The sequence below is a fragment of the Frankia sp. CcWB2 genome (assembly GCF_977927585.1).
Window position 1 is genome coordinate 1 of record NZ_CDWRCM010000297.1, and the last position, 3442, is coordinate 3442.

Annotated in this window: 3 protein-coding genes; 1 reads left to right on the forward strand and 2 read right to left on the reverse strand. The window is 70.5% G+C overall.

Features of this window, described 5'->3' with window-relative positions:
- Positions 1-44: 44 nt before the first annotated feature.
- Positions 45-734: a sensor histidine kinase gene (locus tag ACY45C_RS20725; RefSeq protein ID WP_462189228.1), complete on the reverse strand. Its 690-nt coding sequence runs from the start codon at positions 732-734 to the stop codon at positions 45-47.
- A gap of 759 nt (positions 735-1493) precedes the next feature.
- A complete protein-coding gene (locus ACY45C_RS20730; protein WP_462189229.1) occupies positions 1494-2213 on the reverse strand; it encodes a response regulator transcription factor in 720 nt (239 codons plus the stop codon).
- 278 nt (positions 2214-2491) lie between these two features.
- Here ACY45C_RS20730 and ACY45C_RS20735 point away from each other — a divergent pair, with 278 nt between their 5' ends.
- Positions 2492-3430, forward strand: coding sequence for an acyl-ACP desaturase (locus ACY45C_RS20735; RefSeq protein ID WP_462189227.1), 939 nt, complete (start codon positions 2492-2494; stop codon positions 3428-3430).
- The last annotated feature ends 12 nt before the right edge of the window (positions 3431-3442 follow it).

Sequence of the window (3442 nt, forward strand, 5' to 3'; positions counted from 1 at the left end):
CAGGAGCCCGAATCCTCGTCTACGGCACACGAAGATGATGTCCGTTACCGGCTCCACGATGCCGCCTCCGGAACCGGCACCGGCACCGGCAGCAGGAACCGGAAAACCGTGCCGGTGCCGACGGCACTGGACACCTCGACCCGGCCGCCGTGGGCGGCGGCGGTCGCCGCGACGATGGACAGCCCCAGCCCGTTGCCGCCAGGCCCCCGTGCCCGGCTGTCCGCGGCCCGGTAGAAGCGGTCGAACACGTGCTCGGCAACCTCCGGTGGCATGCCCGGCCCGTGGTCGATGACGTGAAGCTCCGCGCCCCCGGGGGTCCCGGGGGCGGCGGGGCCGGTCGGCGCGGCGCCCGCCGGCAGCGCGTGCAGCCGCACCTCGATCGGCGTCTCGGGCGGGGTGTGGACGCGGGCGTTGGTCAGGAGGTTGCCGGCGAGCTGGCGCAGCGCGTTCTCGTCGCCGAGGACGACGCAGCTCGCCGGGAGCTCGGCGCTCACCGGGCGCTCGGGGGCCGCGACCCGCAGGTCGGCGACGGCGTCGCGGACGAGCCTGGCAAAGTCGATCTCGGCCCGCCGCATCGGTCGCTGCTCGTCGAGGTGGGCCAGGTACAGCAGGTCGTCGACGAGGGTGCTCATCCGGGCGGTCTCCTCCTGGACCCGGCGTAGCGCGTCATCCGCGTCGACCGCCGTCACCATTCCGCCGCGCAGCAGATCGGCGTAGCCGCGGATCGAGGTCAACGGCGTCCGCAGCTCGTGGGAGGCGTCGGCGGCGAAGCGGCGGAGCTGCTCCTGGGAGGCGACCCGGGCGGCGAACGCGGCCTGGATCTGGCCGAGCATCGTGTTGAGGGCCATGGCGAGCTGACCGGTCTCCGAACGGGCCGACCCCGCCGGCACCCGCCGGTCGAGATCCCCCCCCGGCGATCGCCGACGCGGTGGAGATCATCTGACGCAGTGGGCGCAGGCCACGGGTCAGCCACACCCAGGCGAGCACGGCGATCGCGGCGAGCACCGCGAGACCCACCGCCACTTCGATCATCACCAGTCGGTGGACCGTCTCCGCGACCGGCTTCAGCGGCAGCGCGACGAGAACCCGTGGCCCGCGCGGACTGTCCCGGACGACCGCTCGGTACCGCTCCCGGTCGGCGATGACGGTGAACGGTGCGGCACCCCGGTCCCCGGCGGCGTCCAGCAGGGGCGTAGCCGGCGGCGTGGGAGTCACCGAACCCGCGATGCGCAGCACCGTCCCGTCCGTCCGCCGGATCTCCACCAGGTAGTCGGTCGGCGCCACGGCCCGCTCCACCCCGGCCCGGCCCAGCGCCTCCCACCGGGACAGATAGGCAGCAGCCGGCAGGCCGCCCAGCACCCGCGCGCGGGTGAGCTGCTGGTCGATCCGGTCGTCCAGGTAGGCACGCAGCGCGAACACGCTCGCCCCACCCACGATGACCAGTCCCAGTGCGGTCAGCGCGATCAGGCCGGACATCAGCTTCAGGCGGAGCGTCACCGGTTGGACCCCGCCACCGGAAGGCGCAGCACGTAGCCAAAACCACGCTGGGTGTGGATGAGAGACGGGCCGTGCCGGCCGAGCTTGCGCCGCAGGTAGCTGACGTACTGGTCCACGATGGTCGGCTCGCCCGCGTAGTCGTAGCTCCACACCGCGTCGAGGATCTGGGTCCTGGACAGCACCCGGTTGGGGTTGGTCAGGAAGTACCGCAGCAGGGAGAACTCCGTCGGCGACAGGTCGATCGGCTCCCCGGCGCGGCGGACGAGATGGGCGTCCGGGTCGAGTTCCACGTCGGCGAACCGCAGCGGGGACGGCGGCACGGGTGCCGGCTCGGCCGGCGGAGGTGACGTCCGGCGCAGCACGGCCCGGACCCGGGCGACGAGCTCGTCGACGGCGAACGGCTTGGTGACGTAGTCGTCGCCGCCGTAGGTGAGGCCGGCGATCTTGTCCCGGTGGGCGTTGCGCGCGCTCAGGTAGACGACGGGTACCGGGTGCCCGTCCGCGCGCAACATCCGGCAGATCTCGAAGCCGTCGATGTCGGGCAGCATCACATCAAGGATCATCAGATCCGGCCGGGCCTCGACGGCCAACTCGAGCGCCGCCCGACCGGTGGTCGCGGTCAGAACGTCGAAACCATGGAAACGTAACGCCATCCGCAGCAGATCGACGATGTTCGGCTCATCGTCGACAACCAGCACACGCGGGGCAGTGGACATGTCCGGCTCCCTGGACGCGACCTCGATGCAGCGGGTGGACGGCGATGCGGGCGGCGATGTCGACATCGTCCGCGTCGAGTTCATCCGAGCATCATGAGAGTTCGGTGTGAGCCGGATGCCGACCGGGCGCGCCGGGACTGTCCGGCCGGGCGTCCTCGCCGGGCCTGGCAAGGATGCCCGCTCCCGCAGCGGGACTGCCTCGGCGGAACAGTTCCACGCTCGGTAATCCACACCCGCGGGACATGGTTAACACATGATCCCTCTGGAACAGTTCCCCAATGAAATCACTCACGGACATCGACCTGATACGCGATCTGGAGCCCGTCGCCGAGGCCAACCTGAACCGGCATCTCGGCGTCGCCGCCGAATGGATGCCGCACGAGTACGTACCCTGGGGCGAGGGCCGCGACTTCGACAGTCTCCCCTGGGAGCCCGGGCAGTCGAAGCTTTCCAAGATCGCGCAGATCGCGTTCGAGGTCAACCTGCTGACCGAGGACAACCTGCCGAGCTACCACCGGGAGATCGCGGACGCGTTCGGCCGGGACGGCGCCTGGGGAAGCTGGGTGCACCGGTGGACCGCCGAAGAGGGGCGCCACTCCATAGCGATGCGCGACTACCTCCTGGTCACCCGGGCGGTGGACCCGATCGCCCTCGAACGCAACCGCATGTACCAGATGGGCAAGGGCTACGACAGCCGGGACAAGTCCCCGCTGGAGGCAACGGCGTACGTCTCCTTCCAGGAACTGGCGACCCGGGTGAGCCACCGCAACACTGGCCGTTTCTGCGGGGAACCGATCGCCGAGAAGCTGCTCACGCGGGTGGCGACGGACGAGAACCTGCACATGATCTTCTATCGGAACGTGATCGCGGGGGCGCTGGAGCTCGACCCCTCGCGTACCGTGGTGGCCATCCGCGACGAGCTCGTCAACTTCCAGATGCCCGGCACCGGCATCCGTGACTTCGGCCGCAAGGCGATCCAGATCGCCCGGGCCGGCATCTACAACCTGCGCATCCACCACGACGACGTGGTGCTGCCGATCCTGCGTCACTGGCGGTTCTTCGACCTGGAGGGCCTGAATGGCGAGGCTGAGAAGGCCCGCGAGGAGGTCTCCGCCTTCGTCACCGGGCTCGACGCCCTCGCGACGCAGCAGGAAGCGAAGCTGGCGCGGACCACGGAACGTGCCACCCGGCGAGCCGAGGCGTTGGCCTCGGCCTAACGCATAACCTGT